Genomic DNA, 19,135 nt, shown 5'->3' on the forward strand with positions numbered 1-19,135 from the left:
CGAACGGCCCGGTCACCCCCCAGCGGGGCGTCCGGGCCGTTCGCGTGGATCAGCGGCGGGTCGGTCAGACCTGCTCGTCCTCCGGCAGGGTGATCACCCAGCGGGTGTCCTGGCGCGGGCGCAGGTAGAAGACCCAGTAGAGGGAGGCGACCGCGGTGATGACGCCGGTCCAGATCAGCGCGGTGATGTCCAGCTGGGTCATCGTGTAGATCAGCACGCCCGCCAGCAGCGCGGGCAGTACCGGCCACAGCGGCTGGCGCCAGGCGGGGGCGTCCTTGTGGGCGCCGCGGCGGGAGAACAGCGCGGCCACGGCGACCAGCAGGTAGAGCGCGGCGACCGAGACGCCGGTGATGTTCATCAGCAGGTCGAGCTTGGCGAAGCAGAGCGCCGCGCCGGGCACTCCCACGGCCAGGGTGGACACCCAGGGGGCGTTGAACCGGTTCAGAGTGCCGAAGGCCTTGTTGACCGGCTCGGGCCAGGCCTTGTCACGGCCGGAGGAGAAGAGCACCCGGGAGTTCTGGATGACCATCACGATGCCGGCGTTGATGATCGCCAGCGCGATGCACAGGCTGATGAAGGTGCCGAGCGCGGAGTCGCTCCAGCCGGCCACCATCGAGGAGATGTCGCCGCCGGTCAGGGTGGCCAGGTCCGGGGCGCCCAGGGTGATCGCGATCACCGGGACCAGGATGACCACGCAGGACAGGCCCAGCGTCCAGAGCACCGTGCGGGCCACGTTGCGGCGCGGGTTCTCCAGCTCCTCGGAGAGGTAGATCGCGGTGGAGAAGCCCTGGGTGACGAAGAGCGCGACACCCATCGCGCCGAGCATGGCGGTCAGGCCGACCGGGCTGGTCGCGCCGGTGGCGTCGGCCGTCGCGCCGTGCAGGAGGCTGCCCAGGCCGCGCTGGCTGTGCGCGAAGCCCAGCACCGAGACGACGCCGGCCGCGATCACCTCCAGCACCAGGAAGATGCCGGTGATCCAGGCGTTGGCGCGCAGGTCCAGCAGGCCGGCCACGGTCGCCGCGAGCATCACCGCGGCGCCGGCCACCGGGCCGCTGACGTGCACGATCGGGGCCAGGTAGGCCGCAGTGCCGATCGCGATGACCGCCGGGACGATCATCACCACCAGCAGTGACTGGATGAAGACCAGCCAGCCGGCGAACCGTCCGGCCAGCGTGCCGACCATGGCGTACTCGCCGCCGGCACTGGGGATCAGGGTGCCGAGCTCCGAGTAGGCGAAGGCCACCGCGACGCAGATGATCGAGCCGATCCCGATGGTCAGTGCCGTCGCGCTGCCGAGCGTGTTGAAGAGCGTCGGTACCAGCACGAAGAGCGAGGAGGCCGGGGTGACGCAGGAGAGCGTGAGCAGCGTTCCGCCCACGATGCCGAGCGAACGGTTGAGCTTGCGCGGGGCTTCGGTGGCACTGACCGTCACCGTGGGGGCGGTGGCGGGCGGGCGAAGCGTGTCGGTCATGGGGGGAGGGTCCGATCGGCTCAGCGCGGCTGTGCGCGGTCTGTGCGGTGCTGGGGGTGGGGAGCGGTATCGCCTCCGGAGGGGGTCGGCTGGGGGTTCTGCTGCTGTCGCTCCCGAGTGGCCAATGGTGCGGGGGCGTATTGCTTGCGTCAATGTCGGTTGACCTTCGGAATCCGTTGCGGTAGCCCGCATAGTCATCCGATCCGATGATCACTTTGGGTCACGAGGATTGATGTCCGACTTGCCGACTTTGGCCAACGGAGTGTGAATCAAAGGTGAATTCGGTCGCCTGGCCATAGGATCGAAGGTTTCCCAGGGCAACCGTATGCAGTGGCCCAGGCGCGTCGGAAGGGCCAGGGAACCCCGCCCGTCGCACCGGCCGCGCGACGACATCCGCAGCCCGCAGCGGAAAACTGCTCGATAACATTCCGGCCATTGGACACCGGTGCACCCCGCGGACGACGAAGGGGCCGGGTGCGACGCGCGCACCCGGCCCCTCGTGGTCACTCTCGGCTACTGCTGCGGCAGCCAGCCGGTCTGGACCATCTGCCCGCCGGTGATCCGCCGCGAGACGAAGACACCCCGGCCCGGCGGCAGCGGCTGCGGCTTGACCGTGCCCAGCAGCACCCCTTCGTCCTTGGTGCCGGAGAGCAGCACGCCCTGCCCGCCCAGCTCGCGCATCCGCTGCATCACCGGCTCGAAGAGCGAGCGGCCGGCGCCACCCGCGCTGCGGGCGATGATCACCCGCAGGCCGATGTCCCGGGCGAACGGCAGGAACTCGGCCAGCGGCGACATCGGGTTGCCGGAGGCGGTGGCGACCAGCTCGTAGTCGTCCACGATCACGAACATGTCCTTGCCGCTGTACCAACTGCGGTTGCGCAGCTGCTCGGCCGTCACGTCCGGACCGGGCAGCCGGCGGGCGCAGGCCCCGCGCAGCATGTCCACGATCGCGGTCATCGCGGGCTGCGCGGCAGCGTACTCCACCAGGTACTCCGGCGGCACCGTGCCCAGCAGCGCGCGCCGGTAGTCGCCGACCACGATGCCGGCCTGGTCCGGGGTGTACCGCTCGGTGATCTGCTTGATCAGCATCCGCAGCAGCGCCGACTTACCCGACTCGCTCTCACCGAAGACGATGAAGAGCGGGTCGGTCTCGAAGTTGACGAAGACCGGCGCCATCTCGACCTCGTCCACACCGAAGGCGACACCGCGCTCGGGGTGCTCGAAGCCCTTGGGCAGCGCGTTGCCGTCCAGCACGCTCGGCAGCATCCGCACCTGCGGGGCCCGCGGCCCGGTCCAGGCGGAGTTGACCGCCTCGACCAGCCCGGCCACACCGGTGACCAGGTCCTCGGTTGTGGAGGAGCCGTCCAGCCGGGGCAGACCGCCCAGGAAGTGCAGCTTGCCGGCGGTCAGACCGCGACCGGGCGCACCGGCCGGCACGTTCTGCGCGATCTTCCGGTCGACCTCGGACTCCATCGGATCGCCCAGTCGCAGCTCGGTGCGGTTCTGCAGCAGGTCCTTCAGCGCCGGGCGGACCTCGGCGTACCGGGAGGCGGTCAGCACCAGGTGGACGCCGTAGCCGAGACCGCGCTGCGCGATGTCGTTCACCACCGGCTCCAGGATCTCGAACTCCTGGCGGAAGGTCAGCCAGCCGTCGACCACCAGGAAGACGTCGCCGAACTGCTCGTCCGGCAGCTGCCCGGCGGCCCGGCGGGTGCGGTAGGTGCCGATCGAGTCGATCCCGGCGGAGCGGAACAGCTCCTCGCGCCGGTTCAGCACCCCGTGCACCTCACTGACCATGCGGCGCACCTTGTCCGAGTCGAGGCGACCCGCGAACCCGCCGACGTGCGGCAGCTCCTGCAGCGACTGGAAACCGCCACCGCCGAAGTCCAGCAGGTAGAACTGGGCCTCCACCGGGGTGTGGGTGAGCGCGAAGCCCGCCACCATGGTGCGGATCATCGTCGACTTGCCGGAGCGCGGACCACCGACCACCAGACCGTGGCCGGCCGCACCCGAGAAGTCCTGGTAGAGCACGTCGCGGCGCTGGTCGCGCGGCCGGTCCACGATGCCGACCGGCACCACCAGTCGGCCCAGCGCCCCGAACTCCGGCGAGGTCAGCCCGCGCTCGGGGGTGGCCACCAGCGGCGGGACCAGCTGGTCCATGCTGGGCGCCTCCTCCAGCGGCGGCAGCCAGACCTGGTGCGCCGCCGGGCCCTGGCCGACCATCCGGTGCACGATCACGTCCAGCACGGTGTCCACCAGCGCGTCGTCCAGCTGCTCCGGCTCCGGCTCCACCTCCTGCACCACCGGCTCCAGCACCGGCACCTCGGCCGCGGTGAAGAGCACCGGGCGGGCGCCGGAGACCCGGCCGCTGGAGCGCTGCTGGCCCGGCGCCCGGTACGGACCGGAGACGTAGGCCGCCTTGAACCGGTCCATCACGTCGGTGCCGAACTTCAGGTACCCGACACCGGGGACCGGCGGCAGGTGGTAGGCGTCCGGGACACCGATCGCGGCCCGCGACTCGGCGGCCGAGAAGGTGCGCAGACCGATCCGGTAGGAGAGGAAGGTGTCCAGGCCGCGCAGCTTGCCCTCCTCCAGGCGCTGCGAGGCCAGCAGCAGGTGCACACCCAGCGAACGGCCGATCCGGCCGATCTGGATGAACATGTCGATGAAGTCCGGCTTGGCGGTGAGCAGTTCGGAGAACTCGTCGATGATCAGCACCAGCGAGGGCAGCGGATCCAGCGCCGCGCCGGCCGCCCGGGCCCGCTCGTACTCGTTGAGGTTGGCGTAGTTGCCGGCCGAACGCAGCAGCTCCTGACGGCGGTTCAGCTCGCCCTCGATCGCGTCGCGCATGCGGTCGACCAGGGTGAGCTCGCCCTCCAGGTTGGTGATCACCGCGGAGGTGTGCGGCATGTCCGCCATCCCCGCGAAGGTCGCACCACCCTTGAAGTCGGCGAGCACGAAGTTGAGGGTCTCCGAGGAGTGGGTCATCGCCAGACCCAGCACCAGGGTGCGCAGCAGCTCCGACTTGCCGGAACCGGTCGCGCCGACGCACAGGCCGTGCGGGCCCATGCCCTCCAGCGCGGCCTCCTTGATGTCCAGGTGGACCAGCTCGCCGTTGGCGCCCACCCCGATCGGCACCCGCAGCTTCTCGTGCTGGGCGCGCGGGCGCCAGGTGCGCGAGACGTCCACCGAGCCGGCGTCGCCGACACCCATCAGGTCGGTGAAGTCCAGGTTGGAGAGCAGCGGTTCGTCGTCGCCACCGGCCGAGATCCGGTACGGGGCGAGCTGGCGGGCCAGCGCCTCGGACTGCCAGGCCGACAGGGTGTCGGGCGTGCCGGTGTAGGAGGCGCCGGAAGCCGACTGCAGCAGCAGCTCCTTCGGCGAGACGGTGACCAGTAGGTGCCCGGTCGGCTCGTCCAACTCGCCCGGGACCACCTCGATCACGGTCACCCCGTGCACGCCGTCGGCGCCGGCCAGCACCGAGTCGTGCGGGATCGAGGCACCGTCCAGCACCACCACCAGGTGCGGCTGCTCCGGCATCGGCTGGGCGTCGCGGACGAACCGCTGACGGCCCGACAGCTCGTCGGCCAGCAGCTGCTCCAGCTCGCCCAGGCCCGCCGCGATCAGCCGCCGGGACCCGGCACCGTCGTTCTCCTTGCGGTGCTGGGTGTGCGGCAGCCACTTCACCCACTCCCACTCGTCCAGCGCACCCGGCGCGGCGGCCACGCCGAGCAGCAGGTCGTCCGGCGAGTGCAGGGTGGTCAACTGGGCGATCATCGCCCGGACATTGCCGTACACGGTGTCCGGGTCGCCGCACACCGTGATGTGGTAGAAGGCGCGCAGCGAGACCGCCAGCGGCAGGTCCTGGAGGGTGCCGTGGGCCTGCAGGAAGGTGCGCATGGCGTCCGCCGCCAGCGGCTCCAGCTCGTCCATCGGCGCGGTCTGCGGAGCCACCAGCGGGGTGTTCAGCTGCTGCGGGCCACGACCGAGCCGGATCTGCGCGAAGTCCGGGTCGCTCGGGCGCCGTTCCCAGAGCCGACGGCCCTCGGCCACGATCGACCAGAGCTGGTCCGGCTCCGGGTGCAGGTACAGCTGCGCACCGCGCTGGCGCTCGGCGGTCCGGCGGACCTGACGGCGCATCTGCTGCAGGTACTTGAGGTAGTCACGCCGCTCGTCGGCCAGTCCGGCGCCGCCGCCCTTGCGGGCCCGGACCAACTGGGCCACACCCATGCCGGCGGTGGAGGCCACCATCAGCACGCCCATGATCTTCATCATCGGCGCCGATCCGGGCATGAAGAAGAACGCCGCCGAGCCGCCCATTCCGAGCAGCGGCAGCAGGCTCATCATCCAGTCGTCGCCGCCGCCACGGGCCAGTTCGGGCGGGGAGACCAGCTCCACCGGCTCGTCCGGCACCACCGGGGGATAGGCCCGGGCAGGCCGCTTGACCGTTACGACACTCATCTACCGCCCTCACGCGACTCGACGGGTCTTGGAGGGGGCTCCCCTGTGACTGCCATGCCCCCGCCCGCGCAGGGGGCTGATCCTACCCAGCCCCGACTCGCGGCTCGCAGCACCCGCCCCCGAGTCGGGCGCCGCCGGGGCGGTAGGGTGACGCAGCGCCAACTCAGGGTCAGTGGAAGCAACAAGGGGGAGAACGGGTGAGTTCGAACGCAGCGACCGGATTCTGCCGCGTCACCGTCGTGGCAACGGACAGCCGGATCGACGTGGCGCTGCCGGAGGACGTCCCGCTCGCGGACGTCTACCCCGAGGTGCTCAGGCTCTCCGGCCAGACGCAGGCCGACGGCGCCCCCACCGGCTTCCACCTGGTGCGCCGCGACGGCACCGTGCTGGACAGCGGCCTGCCGCTGGCCGACCAGCAGGTGCGCGACGGCGACCTGCTGAGCCTGCGCCCGTTCGCCGAGTCGCTGCCCCCGGCCGTCTACGACGACGTGGCCGACGCGATCGCCAGCGCCGTCGAGGCCGACCGCCGGTTCTGGAGCCCGGACCTGATGCGGGCCTTCGGCCTGATCGGCGCCGGCCTGCTGATCGTGCTGCTCGGCTTCGCGCTCTGGTTCGCCGACCTGCGCCACGACATGCACGGCCTGCCCGGCGTGCTGTCCGGCGTCACCGCCGTGGTGCTGGTCGCCTTCGCCGGGGTGCGCGCCCGGGTCTACCAGGACCACGCCGCCGCGCTGGCCCTGGGCATCGGCGCACTGCCGCACGCGCTGATCGCCGGCACCGGCGTGATCGCGGTCCGCCACCTGGGCGACGGTCCCGGCCGACTGCAGTTCCTGGTCGGCTGCGTGACCATGCTGGTGGTCTCGGTGCTGCTGGTCGCCCTGCTGCCGGAGAAGGACTCGGTCTTCGTGGCCGCCGCCTTCCTGTCCGCCGCCGGCACCCTGGCCACCTTCGCCGCCGTCCTGCTGCCCGGCACGCCCGCCAACCACATCGCCGCCGTCGCCGGTGTCGCGGCGGTCGCCGCGGTCGGCTTCCTGCCGGCCCTGTCCGCCCGGTTCGCCCGGCTGCCGGTCGGCTTCAGCGCACCCGGCCAGACCCGCACCCGGTCCAGCCGCTCCGGCGAGGAGACCACCCGGGCCGAGGCCGTGCAGTACGAGCGGATCGCCCACCAGGCCCGGCGCGGCCACGAGGTGCTGGTCGGCCTGGTCGGCGGCTCGGCCGCGGTGATCGTCGGCGCCTGCACCGTGCTGGGCTTCACCGACGCGGTCTTCCCGCAGGTGCTGGCCCTGGCACTGGGCATCTCGACGATGCTGCGGGCCCGGCTGTTCCGCTACACCGCCCAGGTCTTCAGCCTGACCATCGCCGGCCTGCTGGGCCTGGGACTGCTGATCCTGGGGCTGTCGCTGCACACCCCGCTGTTCATCATCAAGGCCGCCAGCTCCACCGCCGTCGACCTGCGCACCATCTGGCTGGGCGGCTCGATCGCGATCGGCGCGGCCCTGCTGATCGCGATCGCCCTGGTGGTGCCGCGGCTCGGCGTCTCGCCGTTCTGGGGCCGGATCCTGGACCTGGTGGACAGCCTGCTGCTGATGTCGCTGGTGCCGCTGGCGCTGGCGGTGCTGGACATCTACGCCCAGGTCCGTGGCGCCACCAGCTGACTGATACCCTTGGCTCGCCGAGTAGTCGCAGATCCTGTGACGTAGACCAGGATCACTCGGCAAGGACATGAAGGAGTAAGCGTGGCTCTCGCCGCCGACGTCAAGAAGCAGATCATCGCCGAGTTCGGCCAGAAGGAGGGCGACACCGGCTCTCCCGAGGTTCAGGTGGCCATGCTCTCCCGCCGCATCTCGGACCTGACCGAGCACCTCAAGTTCCACAAGCACGACCACCACAGCCGTCGCGGCCTGCTGATCCTCGTCGGTCAGCGCCGTCGCCTGCTGCAGTACCTGGCCAAGAAGGACATCGAGCGCTTCCGTGCGCTCGTCGACCGTCTGGGCATCCGTCGCGGTGCCGCCGGCGGCGCCCGCTAAGACCGCTGCCTGGGGCGGCTCCCCACACGGGGGAGCCGCCCCTCGCGCGTACCCGACGCAGATTTTTCCGGTTCGCCTCCCGAGGTGGCCGAGATTCGCACCGTAGGGTTGTGGGCATGCCGGGTGGTGGGCGCGACGCGCCCCACCCCAACGGCACCACAACCCCAGAGCGGGCCGCAGGCTTCAAACGGAAGCCGCCCGCATCCAGGAGAGCGTCCAGACGCCCGCCGCCGACCAGGCCGTACCGCCGAGAGGCGCCGGTCCTCGGTAGTGGCCGCCGGGAGTCCCGCAGACCGAAGCGGGAGTGCCCGGGGGCTTCGATCGAAGACCGGCCCGGCAGGTCAGGGCCATCGGCAGGCAAGCGCGGGGGCGCTCTCCAGGAGACGTACGAAAGAGGAGATCTTCCAGGTGGAAGAGAACGTGTTCTACGCCGAGGCCGTGATCGACAACGGTTCCTTCGGCACCCGTACCATCCGCTTCGAGACCGGCCGACTGGCCCGTCAGGCCGCCGGCTCCGCCGTGGCCTACCTGGACGACGACACCATGGTGCTGTCGGCCACCAGCGCCTCCAAGCAGCCGAAGGAGCACTTCGACTTCTTCCCGCTGACGGTGGACGTCGAGGAGCGGATGTACGCCGCGGGCCGGATCCCCGGCTCGTTCTTCCGTCGCGAGGGCCGCCCCTCCGAGGACGCCATCCTGACCTGCCGCCTGATCGACCGCCCGCTGCGCCCGTCCTTCGTCAAGGGCCTGCGCAACGAGGTCCAGGTCGTCGTCACCGTGATGGCGCTCAACCCCGACCACCTGTACGACGTGGTCGCGATCAACGCCGCCTCCGCCTCCACCCAGCTGGCGGGTCTGCCGTTCTCCGGCCCGATCGGCGGCGTCCGCGTCGCGCTGATCCGCGGCCAGTGGGTGGCCTTCCCGACCCACTCCGAGCTGGAGGAGGCCGTGTTCGACATGGTCGTCGCCGGCCGGGTGCTGCCGGACGGCGATGTCGCGATCATGATGGTCGAGGCCGAGGCCACCGACAAGACCATCAAGCTGGTCGCGGGCGGCGCCGAGGCGCCCTCCGAGGAGGTCGTCGCCTCCGGTCTGGACGCCGCGAAGCCGTTCATCAAGGTGCTCTGCGCCGCGCAGTCCAAGCTCGCCGCCCAGGCCGCCAAGCCGACCGGCGAGTTCCCGGTCTTCCTGGACTACCAGGACGACGTGCTGGCCGCGCTGACCGCCGCCGTCAAGGACGAGCTGGCCAAGGCGCTGACCATCGCCGGCAAGCAGGAGCGCCAGAACGAGCTGGACCGGGTCAAGGCGGTCGCCGCCGAGAAGCTGCTCCCGGAGTTCGAGGGCCGCGAGAAGGAGATCAGCGCCGCCTACAACGCGCTGACCAAGAAGATCGTGCGCGAGCGCGTCATCAAGGACAAGGTCCGCATCGACGGCCGTGGCGTGACGGACATCCGCACCCTGGCCGCCGAGGTCGAGGCCATCCCGCGGGTGCACGGCTCGGCCCTGTTCGAGCGCGGCGAGACCCAGATCCTGGGCGTCACCACCCTCAACATGCTCCGGATGGAGCAGCAGCTCGACACGCTCTCCCCGGAGACGCGTCGCCGCTACATGCACAACTACAACTTCCCGCCGTACTCGGTCGGCGAGACCGGCCGCGTGGGTTCGCCCAAGCGCCGCGAGATCGGCCACGGCGCGCTGGCCGAGCGGGCGATCCTGCCCGTGCTGCCGACCCGCGAGGAGTTCCCCTACGCGATCCGCCAGGTCTCCGAGGCGCTGGGCTCCAACGGCTCCACCTCGATGGGCTCGGTCTGCGCCTCCACCATGTCGCTGCTGAACGCCGGTGTGCCGCTGAAGGCCGCCGTCGCCGGTATCGCCATGGGCCTGATCTCGCAGGAGATCGACGGCGAGACGCACTACGTCGCGCTGACCGACATCCTGGGCGCCGAGGACGCGTACGGCGACATGGACTTCAAGGTCGCCGGTACCCGCAACTTCATCACCGCGCTGCAGCTGGACACCAAGCTCAACGGCATCCCGGCCTCGGTGCTGGCCGCCGCGCTGAAGCAGGCCAAGGACGCGCGTCTGCACATCCTCGACGTGATGAACGAGGCGATCGACACTCCGGACGAGATGTCGCCGAACGCACCGCGCATCATCACCATCAAGATCCCGGTGGACAAGATCGGTGAGGTCATCGGCCCGAAGGGCAAGATGATCAACCAGATCCAGGAGGACACCGGCGCGGACATCACCATCGAGGACGACGGCACCATCTACATCGGTGCGGTCGACGGTCCCTCGGCGGAGGCTGCCCGTACGACGATCAACCAGATCGCCAACCCGACCATGCCGGAGGTCGGCGAGCGCTACCTGGGCACCGTGGTGAAGACCACGACGTTCGGCGCGTTCGTGTCGCTCATGCCGGGCAAGGACGGCCTGCTGCACATCTCGCAGATCCGCAAGCTCGCCGGTGGCAAGCGCGTGGAGAACGTCGAGGACGTGCTCGGCGTCGGCGCCAAGGTGCAGGTCGAGATCGCCGAGATCGACCCGCGCGGCAAGCTCTCGCTGATCCCGGTCATCGAGGGCGAAGAGGGCGGCGAGGCCGCGTCGGAGTGACGCAGCCCCAGTAGTCCCTGCGGCCCGTACGCCCCTCGCGGCGTACGGGCCGCACCCCGTTGTCACTGCTCGACAGTGCCAGCTCGACCGTTTCATCGCACGAGAGGAACATTCGTGGCCCAGGCCTCGGCGGCGAAGCAGCGCCCCGGCACCACCCGCACCCTGCTCAAGGGCGTGGACGGGGCGGGTACGGTCCGCCGCACCGTGCTCCCGGGCGGCCTGCGGGTCGTCACCGAAACCCTGCCGACGGTCCGCTCGGCGACCTTCGGGATCTGGGTCGGCGTCGGCTCCCGGGACGAGACCCCGGTGCTCAACGGCGCCACGCACTACCTGGAGCACCTGCTCTTCAAGGGCACCGCCAAGCGCTCCGCCCTGGAGATCTCGGCCGCCCTGGACGCGGTCGGCGGCGAGATGAACGCCTTCACCGCCAAGGAGAACACCTGCTACTACGCGCGGGTGCTCGACACCGACCTGCCGGTGGCCATCGACGTGGTCTGCGACATGCTCACCGGCTCGCTGATCCGCCCCGAGGACGTGGAGGCCGAACGCGGCGTCATCCTCGAGGAGATGGCGATGGCCGAGGACGACCCGGGCGACGTGGTGCACGACCTGTTCGCCAAGGTGATCTACGGCGACGCCCCGCTCGGCCGACCGATCCTGGGCACCCAGGAGACCGTCAACGGCCTGAGCAGGGACCAGATCGCCGGCTTCTTCAAGCGCCGCTACAAGCCCGAGCACCTGGTCGTCGCGGCCGCCGGCAACCTGGACCACCGCGCCGTGGTCAAGCAGGTCGAGGCCGCGTTCGCCGGCCTGCTCGCCAAGTCCGAAGCCGCGCCCGCCGCCGCCCGCCGGGGCGAGCGGACGCTGCGCAGCGCCGGCCGGCTGGAGGTGCTCAACCGCCCCACCGAGCAGGCCCACCTGGTGCTCGGCGTGCCCGGCCTGCCCCGGCACGACGAGCGGCGCTGGGCGATGGGCGTGCTCAACTCGGCGCTCGGCGGCGGGATGAGCTCGCGGCTCTTCCAGGAGGTCCGGGAGAAGCGCGGACTCGCCTACTCCGTCTACTCCTACTCCTCCTCCTACGCCGACAGCGGCCTGTTCGGCATCTACGCCGGCTGCCAGCCCAAGCGGGTCGAGGAGGTGCTGCGGATCTGCCGCGAGGAGCTGGACAAGGTGGTCGCCGAGGGCATCACCGAGGAGGAGCTGAGCCGCGCGATCGGCCAGATCTCCGGCTCCACCGTGCTCGGCATGGAGGACACCGGCTCGCTGATGAACCGGATCGGCAAGGCCGAGCTCGCCTACGGCCACCACCTCTCGGTGGACGAGATGCTGGGGAAGATCGCCGGCGTCACCCTGGGCGACGTGCACGCGGTGGCCCGTGATGTGCTGGGGGCGCACCGGCCCTCGCTGGCGCTGATCGGCCCGATCGCCGACAAGCGCGCCGCCAAGCTCGCCGACTACCTGGCCTGAAAGGATCTCGCATGACTCTGCGCGTCGCCGTCATCGGCGCCACCGGACGGATCGGCTCCGAGGCCGTCAAGGCGGTCGAGGCCGCCGACGGCCTGGAGCTGGTCGCCACCCTCGGCCGCAAGTCCGAGCTGTCCGAGCTGACCGCGGCCGGGGCCCAGGTCGCCGTCGAGCTGACCCACCCCGACTCGGTGATGGGCAACCTCGACTACTGCCTGCACAACGACATCCACGTGGTCACCGGCACCACCGGCTGGGACGCGCAGCGGCTGGCCCAGGTCGAGGGATGGCTCGCGCAGAGCCCCGAGCTCGGCGTGCTGATCGCGCCGAACTTCTCGATCGGCGCGGTGCTCGCCATGCAGTTCGCCCAGCAGGCCGCCAAGTACTTCGAGTCCGTCGAGGTCGTCGAGCTGCACCACGACCGCAAGGCCGACGCCCCCTCCGGCACCGCCACCCGCACCGCCCAGCTGATCGCCAAGGCGCGCGAGGCGGCCGGCCTGCCCCGCCAGTCGGACGCCACCACGCACGGCCTGCCCGGCGCCCGCGGCGCCGACGTGGACGGGGTGCCGGTGCACGCGGTGCGCCTGCGCGGCCTGCTGGCCCACCAGGAGGTGCTCCTCGGCGACACCGGCGAGACCCTGACGATCCGTCACGACTCGCTGCACCACAGCTGCTTCATGCCGGGCATCCTGCTCGGCGTGCGCAAGGTGGTGCAGACGCCGGGGCTCACCGTCGGCCTCGAACACTTCCTGGATCTGTGATGACCTCGCGCAGCGGGTTCTTCGTGCTGGCCGGGGTGCTGTTCTTCGTCGCCCTGGTCTGCGTGCTGGAGGGCGTCCAGCTGATCGCCACCGGCAAGCCGGCCGGCATCGGCATCGGCGTCTGCGCTTTCGTCATCCCGGCCATCGGCGTCTGGTTCCTGCGCCAGACCATCCGGTTCGGCCGTACCACCGAGGCGATGTCGCGCGAGCTGGCGGCCGAGGGCGGCCTGCCGGTGGACGAACTGCGCCGCACCTCCGGCGGGCGGATCGACCGGGCCTCGGCCGACGAGGTCTTCGCCAAGCGTCAGGCCGAGGCCGAGGCCGAGCCGGGCGACTGGCGGGTCTGGTTCCGCCTCGCCGTCGCCTACGCGGACGCGGGCGACACGCCGCGCGCCCGCAAGACCATGCACCACGCCATCAAGCTGCGCGGTTGAAGCCAGGTACTGCCAGTGACTACCAACGGAGTCCTGGTAGCCCCCTAGGCTGTCCGCGAGGATGGTTCAGAAAGAGGAGTAACGCGTGACCGACGCACAGGGGGCCACCCCCACGTTCCGCAGCGATGTCACGGTGGAGCTGGTCCGCAGCGCGGCCACCGACACCGACGTGCTGTGGGCCGCCCGGGTCTCCACCGCCGGCGAGCAGTCCCTGGAGGCGCTCCAGCAGGACCCGGAGAAGTCCAAGGGGCTGATCAACTTCCTGATGCGGGACCGGCACGGCACGCCCTTCGAGCACAACTCGATGACCTTCTTCGTCAGTGCGCCGATCTTCGTGTTCCGCGAGTTCCACCGGCACCGGGCCGGCTGGTCCTACAACGAGGAGAGCGGCCGCTACCGCGAGCTGCAGCCGGTCTTCTACGTCCCGGGCGAGGAGCGCAAGCTCGTTCAGGTCGGCCGTCCCGGCAAGTACGAGTTCCACGAGGGGACCGCCGAGCAGTACAAGCAGGTGACCGACTCGATGGAGCGGGCGTACCGGCAGGCCTATGCCGAGTACCAGGAGATGCTGGCCGCCGGCGTGGCCCGCGAGGTGGCCCGCGCGGTGCTCCCGGTGGGCCTGTTCTCCTCGATGTACGCCACCTGCAACGCCCGCTCGCTGATGCACTTCCTCTCGCTTCGCACCAAGGACGAGCGGGCCACCGTGCCCTCCTTCCCGCAGCGCGAGATCGAGATGGTGGCCGAGCAGATGGAGGCCCAGTGGGCCACCCTGATGCCGCTCACCCATGCGGCGTTCAACGCGCACGGTCGGGTCGCACCCTGACCTGGAGCGATAGGCATATGGGCGCATCGGTCCGGCATGTCTGGATTGCGACGGATTCGGGTGCTCCCTAGGCTCAGGACACGGATTCCGGTGCTGCTTGAACCCCCGAGCAGGTAGCACCGGAATCCTATGGTTTGTCCGGTTCCTGGCTCCCTGTCAGGCCGCCCGATGTCCGAGGCGTGGACCGGACCACCGGCTTCCACAACAGCTACGAGTATTTTTGGACCCATGGCTCCGACCTCCACACCGCAAGCTCCCTTCGGCCGGGTCCTGACCGCGATGGTGACCCCGTTCACCGCCGACGGCGGACTCGACCTCGATGGCGCCCAGCGCCTGGCCGCCCACCTGGTCGACCTGGGCAACGACGGCCTGGTGCTGAACGGCACCACCGGCGAGTCCCCGACCACCAGCGACGCCGAGAAGGCGCAGCTGGTGCGCGCCGTCGTCGAGGCGGTGGGGGACAGGGCGCACGTGGTCGCGGGCTGCGGCACCAACGACACCGCGCACAGCATCGAGCTGGCCCGCCAGGCCGAGGCCGCCGGTGCGCACGGCCTGCTGGTCGTCACCCCCTACTACAGCAAGCCCCCGCAGGAGGGGCTCTACCGGCACAGCGTCGCCATCGCCGACGCCACCGAGCTGCCGGTGATGCTCTACGACATCCCCGGCCGCAGCGGCGTCGCGCTCAGCCACGAGACGCTGGTCCGGCTCGGCGAGCACCCGCGGATCGTCGCCAACAAGGACGCCAAGGGCGATCTCGGCGCCGCCTCCTGGGCGATCGCCCGCTCCGGCCTGGCCTGGTACTCCGGCGACGACATCCTCAACCTGCCGCTGCTCTCGGTCGGAGCCGTCGGTATGGTCAGCGTGGTCGGCCACCTGGTCGCCGACCGGCTGCGCGAGCTGGTCGAGGCGTACGGCGCCGGCCGGAACGCCGATGCCACGGCCATCCACCAGAGCCTGCTCCCGGTCTACACCGGTATGTTCCGTACCCAGGGCCTGATCCTCACCAAGGCCGCGCTCGGCCTCAGCGGCCAGCCGGCCGGTCCGGTCCGGTTGCCGCTGGTCGACGCCACGCCGGAGGAGATCGCCCGACTGAAGGAGGATCTCGCCGCGGGCGGGGTACACCTGTAGTCAGACAGAGACGTGCGCGCCCCGGATCGCCGGGTCCCCAAGCCGCCATCGGGGACCTGTCGCCGAACCGGAGACGGCGCGAGGCACAACAACGAGCCGCTCGGTGACGAGCGGACCGAACTGACAGGTACTACGAAGCCGCGCGCCATATGTCGACGAGGGAGGAAACCCCTGCGGCATATGGCGCGCTGCGTGAACGGAGAGTCTTTTGAGCCATCCTCACCCTGAACTCGGCGCGCCCCCCGCACTCGCGCCGAACGCGATCCGGATCACCCCGCTGGGCGGCCTCGGGGAGATCGGTCGCAACATGACGCTGCTGGAGTACGCGGGCCGGCTGCTGATCATCGACTGCGGCGTGCTCTTCCCCGAGGACGAGCAGCCCGGCATCGACCTGATCCTGCCGGACTTCTCCTCGATCCGGGACCGCCTCGACAAGGTCGACGGCATCGTGCTGACCCATGGTCACGAGGACCACATCGGCGCCGTCCCCTACCTGCTCCGGGAGAACCCGGACATCCCGCTGATCGGCTCGAAGCTGACCCTGGCGCTGATCGAGGCCAAGCTCGCCGAGCACCGGATCCGGCCCTACGTGCTGGAGGTGGCGGAGGGCGAGCGCGAGCTGATCGGCCCGTTCGACTGCGAGTTCATCGCCGTCAACCACTCCATCCCCGACGCCCTCGCGGTCGCCGTGCGCACCCCGGCGGGCATGGTGGTCGCCACCGGCGACTTCAAGATGGACCAGCTGCCGCTGGACGGCCGCCTCACCGACCTGCCGGCCTTCGCCAAGCTGGCCGAGGAGGGCATGGACCTGCTGCTGGTGGACTCCACCAACGCCGAGGTCCCCGGCTTCATCCCGCACGAGCGGGACATCTCCGCGGCGCTGCGCAACGTCTTCGCCAACGCCGACAAGCGCATCATCGTGGCCTCCTTCGCCAGCCACGTGCACCGCATCCAGCAGGTGCTGGACGCCGCGCACGAGTACAAGCGGAAGGTCGCCTTCGTCGGCCGCTCGATGGTCCGCAACATGGGCATCGCCCGCGACCTCGGCTACCTGAAGGTCCCCGGCAACCTGATCGTGGACGTGAAGCAGCTGGACGACCTGCCGGACAAGGAGGTCGTGCTGGTCTGCACCGGCTCGCAGGGCGAGCCGATGGCCGCGCTCTCCCGGATGGCCAACCGCGACCACCAGATCCGGATCGTCGAGGGCGACACCGTGATCCTGGCCTCCTCGCTGATCCCCGGCAACGAGACCGCGATCTACCGGGTCATCAACGGCCTGACCCGCTGGGGCGCCAACGTCGTCCACAAGGGCAACGCCAAGGTGCACGTCTCCGGGCACGCCTCGGCCGGCGAGCTGCTGTACTTCTTCAACATCTGCCGCCCGAAGAACCTGATGCCGGTGCACGGCGAGTGGCGCCACCTGCGCGCCTGCGCCGAACTCGGCATCAAGACCGGTGTGCCGAAGAACCGCACGGTCATCGCCGAGGACGGCGTGGTGGTCGACCTGGAGAACGGCGTCGCCAAGATCGTCGGCAAGGTGCAGGCCGGGTACGTGTACGTCGACGGCTCGTCGGTCGGCGACATCACCGAGTCCTCGCTGAAGGACCGTCGGATCCTCGGTGAAGAGGGCTTCATCTCGGTCTTCGTGGTGGTCGACTCGTCCAGCGGCAAGATCGTCAGCGGCCCGACCATCCAGGCCCGCGGCTCCGGCATCGACGACTCCGCCTTCACGCCGGTGGTGCAGAAGCTGGAGGAGGCGCTGCGCAAGTCCGCCGACAACGGCGTGCTCGAGGTGCGCCAGGTCCAGCAGCTGGTGCGCCGCACGATCGGCAAGTGGGTGGCGGACAACTACCGCCGCCGGCCGATGATCCTGCCGGTGGTCGTCGAGGTCTGATGGTCGCCGAGGTCTGATTTGACGTGGGGCAGCTCGGTGCGTAATGTTCTCCGAGTTGCCCCACGGCCGTCAGGCCACTGCTTCGAATTCAGTTCGAGCGGGGAAAACAGCCCGAGAAACTCTGATAGAGTTCGGGAGCGCCGAAAGGCGGAAAGCAAAGCGGAAGGAAATTCGGTCCGGAAAACGGAGCGGAAATCATCTGATAAGCTTTACGAAGTAAGAACGAAGGGCCCGGAGAAAACGCGAGAGCGAATTCGAAGGAAGTCTCCGTTCCTTGAGAACTCAACAGCGTGCCAAAAGTCAACGCCAGATATGTTGACATCCCCGGCCTGAACCTTCTGGTTCGGGTTGGAGATTCCTTTTGAAGTAAAACACTAGCGAGGACGCAGTGCACGGGGTCGGCCTATTCCGCTGATTGTCGTGCCGCTCTGCGCGGGTGTCGACCCGATTACGGGAAAACATTCACGGAGAGTTTGATCCTGGCTCAGGACGAACGCTGGCGGCGTGCTTAACACATGCAAGTCGAACGGTGAAGCCCTTCGGGGTGGATCAGTGGCGAACGGGTGAGTAACACGTGGGCAATCTGCCCTGCACTCTGGGACAAGCCCTGGAAACGGGGTCTAATACCGGATATGACCTGGGACCGCATGGTTCTGGGTGTAAAGCTCCGGCGGTGCAGGATGAGCCCGCGGCCTATCAGCTTGTTGGTGGGGTAATGGCCTACCAAGGCGACGACGGGTAGCCGGCCTGAGAGGGCGACCGGCCACACTGGGACTGAGACACGGCCCAGACTCCTACGGGAGGCAGCAGTGGGGAATATTGCACAATGGGCGAAAGCCTGATGCAGCGACGCCGCGTGAGGGATGACGGCCTTCGGGTTGTAAACCTCTTTCAGCAGGGAAGAAGCGCAAGTGACGGTACCTGCAGAAGAAGCACCGGCTAACTACGTGCCAGCAGCCGCGGTAATACGTAGGGTGCGAGCGTTGTCCGGAATTATTGGGCGTAAAGAGCTCGTAGGCGGCCTGTCGCGTCGGATGTGAAAGCCCGGGGCTTAACCCCGGGTCTGCATTCGATACGGGCAGGCTAGAGTGTGGTAGGGGAGATCGGAATTCCTGGTGTAGCGGTGAAATGCGCAGATATCAGGAGGAACACCGGTGGCGAAGGCGGATCTCTGGGCCATTACTGACGCTGAGGAGCGAAAGCGTGGGGAGCGAACAGGATTAGATACCCTGGTAGTCCACGCCGTAAACGTTGGGAACTAGGTGTTGGCGACATTCCACGTCGTCGGTGCCGCAGCTAACGCATTAAGTTCCCCGCCTGGGGAGTACGGCCGCAAGGCTAAAACTCAAAGGAATTGACGGGGGCCCGCACAAGCAGCGGAGCATGTGGCTTAATTCGACGCAACGCGAAGAACCTTACCAAGGCTTGACATATATCGGAAACGGCTAGAGATAGTCGCCCCCTTGTGGTCGGTATACAGGTGGTGCATGGTTGTCGTCAGCTCGTGTCGTGAGATGTTGGGTTAAGTCCCGCAACGAGCGCAACCCTTGTTCTGTGTTGCCAGCACGCCTTTCGGGGTGGTGGGGACTCACAGGAGACTGCCGGGGTCAACTCGGAGGAAGGTGGGGACGACGTCAAATCATCATGCCCCTTATGTCTTGGGCTGCACACGTGCTACAATGGTCGGTACAAAGGGCTGCGATGCCGCGAGGCGGAGCGAATCCCAAAAAGCCGGCCTCAGTTCGGATTGGGGTCTGCAACTCGACCCCATGAAGTTGGAGTTGCTAGTAATCGCAGATCAGCATGCTGCGGTGAATACGTTCCCGGGCCTTGTACACACCGCCCGTCACGTCACGAAAGTCGGTAACACCCGAAGCCGGTGGCCTAACCCTTGGGAGGGAGCCGTCGAAGGTGGGACCAGCGATTGGGACGAAGTCGTAACAAGGTAGCCGTACCGGAAGGTGCGGCTGGATCACCTCCTTTCTAAGGAGCACATAGCCAGCTCGGAGCGAATGCCTTCGAGTGGTTGCTCATGGGTGGAACGTTGACTATTCGGCAC

Annotated in this window: 11 protein-coding genes and 1 rRNA gene; 10 read left to right on the top strand and 2 right to left on the bottom strand. The window is 69.2% G+C overall.

From position 1 onward, the window contains the following. Positions 1 to 64: 64 nt before the first annotated feature. The gene (locus tag BR98_RS19200) at positions 65 to 1,471 is read right to left on the bottom strand and encodes an APC family permease (RefSeq protein WP_035846308.1); all 1,407 of its coding nucleotides are present in this window, start codon (positions 1,469 to 1,471) and stop codon (positions 65 to 67) included. A 513-nt stretch (positions 1,472 to 1,984) separates the two neighbouring features. Then, on the bottom strand, positions 1,985 to 5,932 hold the full coding sequence (locus BR98_RS19205; protein ID WP_035846312.1) for a type VII secretion protein EccC: 3,948 nt from the start codon (positions 5,930 to 5,932) through the stop codon (positions 1,985 to 1,987). A gap of 197 nt (positions 5,933 to 6,129) precedes the next feature. Between BR98_RS19205 and eccD the strand changes: the two genes are divergently transcribed. From eccD to BR98_RS19255, 10 genes are all read left to right on the top strand, one after another. Then, positions 6,130 to 7,587 (top strand): type VII secretion integral membrane protein EccD, encoded by a 1,458-nt coding sequence (gene eccD, locus BR98_RS19210; RefSeq protein ID WP_035846316.1) that lies wholly within the window; start codon positions 6,130 to 6,132, stop codon positions 7,585 to 7,587. A gap of 81 nt (positions 7,588 to 7,668) precedes the next feature. Then, on the top strand, positions 7,669 to 7,959 hold the full coding sequence (gene rpsO, locus BR98_RS19215) for a 30S ribosomal protein S15 (RefSeq protein ID WP_033222116.1): 291 nt from the start codon (positions 7,669 to 7,671) through the stop codon (positions 7,957 to 7,959). A gap of 408 nt (positions 7,960 to 8,367) precedes the next feature. Beyond that, the gene (locus BR98_RS19220) at positions 8,368 to 10,575 is read left to right on the top strand and encodes a polyribonucleotide nucleotidyltransferase (protein ID WP_035846318.1); all 2,208 of its coding nucleotides are present in this window, start codon (positions 8,368 to 8,370) and stop codon (positions 10,573 to 10,575) included. Positions 10,576 to 10,689: 114 nt separating this feature from the next. Further along, positions 10,690 to 12,042 (top strand): M16 family metallopeptidase, encoded by a 1,353-nt coding sequence (locus tag BR98_RS19225; protein WP_035846320.1) that lies wholly within the window; start codon positions 10,690 to 10,692, stop codon positions 12,040 to 12,042. Positions 12,043 to 12,053: 11 nt separating this feature from the next. Next, on the top strand, positions 12,054 to 12,800 hold the full coding sequence (gene dapB / locus BR98_RS19230; RefSeq protein WP_035846322.1) for a 4-hydroxy-tetrahydrodipicolinate reductase: 747 nt from the start codon (positions 12,054 to 12,056) through the stop codon (positions 12,798 to 12,800). After that, positions 12,800 to 13,234 (top strand): tetratricopeptide repeat protein, encoded by a 435-nt coding sequence (locus BR98_RS19235; protein ID WP_035846324.1) that lies wholly within the window; start codon positions 12,800 to 12,802, stop codon positions 13,232 to 13,234. The genes dapB and BR98_RS19235 overlap by 1 nt, the downstream gene beginning before the upstream one ends. 85 nt (positions 13,235 to 13,319) lie before the next feature. Next, positions 13,320 to 14,054 (top strand): FAD-dependent thymidylate synthase, encoded by a 735-nt coding sequence (gene thyX / locus BR98_RS19240; protein ID WP_035846326.1) that lies wholly within the window; start codon positions 13,320 to 13,322, stop codon positions 14,052 to 14,054. Between the two features lie 228 nt (positions 14,055 to 14,282). Further along, positions 14,283 to 15,182, top strand: coding sequence for a 4-hydroxy-tetrahydrodipicolinate synthase (dapA, locus tag BR98_RS19245; protein ID WP_035846329.1), 900 nt, complete (start codon positions 14,283 to 14,285; stop codon positions 15,180 to 15,182). Between the two features lie 208 nt (positions 15,183 to 15,390). Beyond that, positions 15,391 to 17,076, top strand: coding sequence for a ribonuclease J (locus tag BR98_RS19250; protein WP_035846331.1), 1,686 nt, complete (start codon positions 15,391 to 15,393; stop codon positions 17,074 to 17,076). A 461-nt stretch (positions 17,077 to 17,537) separates the two neighbouring features. Next, positions 17,538 to 19,059, top strand: a 16S ribosomal RNA gene (locus tag BR98_RS19255). The last annotated feature ends 76 nt before the right edge of the window (positions 19,060 to 19,135 follow it).

The sequence above is a fragment of the Kitasatospora azatica KCTC 9699 genome (assembly GCF_000744785.1).
Taxonomy (GTDB): domain Bacteria; phylum Actinomycetota; class Actinomycetes; order Streptomycetales; family Streptomycetaceae; genus Kitasatospora; species Kitasatospora azatica.